The 626-nt window shown below is 63.6% G+C and carries 1 pseudogene; it reads left to right on the top strand.

The features are described 5' to 3' along the window. Positions 1 to 626, top strand: a pseudogene (locus K7H91_RS24250) (integrase core domain-containing protein); the annotation flags it as partial.

Raw genomic sequence — 626 nt, 5'->3', positions numbered from 1 at the left:
AATTGTGCCTGCGCTTCGGGATATCTCGCCAGACGGGCTATGTCTGGCTGAAGCCTGTCAGGTCTGGTGAGGTGGCGCAGGGTCGCTCGCGGCGTCCGCACAGCAGTCCTCGGCGCACCGATCAGACGGTTGAGCAGGTTGTGCTCAAGGTGCGCGATGCGCATCCGGACCTGGGGCGCCCGCAAGATTGCGCGCCGGCTGGAACGCATCTTTCGTCACCATGGGCTGCCAATGGCGATCTATACAGACAATGCCAACCCTTGGGGAACGAGCGTTCCCCAAGGCTGGACACGCGTGCGCGTCTGGCTCCTCAAGCTGGGGGCCAGCTCATTCACGCCCGCCCCTACCATCCGCAGGGACGCGGCAAGAACGAACGCTTCCACCGCAGTCTCAAGGCTGAGGTTCTCGCCTTCCAGCCATTGTCGGACTTCAGGCAGGCGCAAAGGGCGTTTGATCGCTGGCGCGACCTCTATAACCATCATCGGCCTCATCAGGGCATCGCCATCGTCGTGCCCGCAAGCCGCTGCAGCCCGTCGCCCCGCAGCTTTCCCTCCACTGTTCCCGAGCCCGTCTATGACCCAAGCGAGATCGTCAGGCGCGTCAGCAGCACAAAGGCCTATGTCGCA

The organism is Martelella mediterranea, assembly GCF_021021415.1.
Taxonomy (GTDB): domain Bacteria; phylum Pseudomonadota; class Alphaproteobacteria; order Rhizobiales; family Rhizobiaceae; genus Martelella; species Martelella mediterranea_C.
This window is presented reverse-complemented; position numbering and strand designations above follow the sequence as displayed.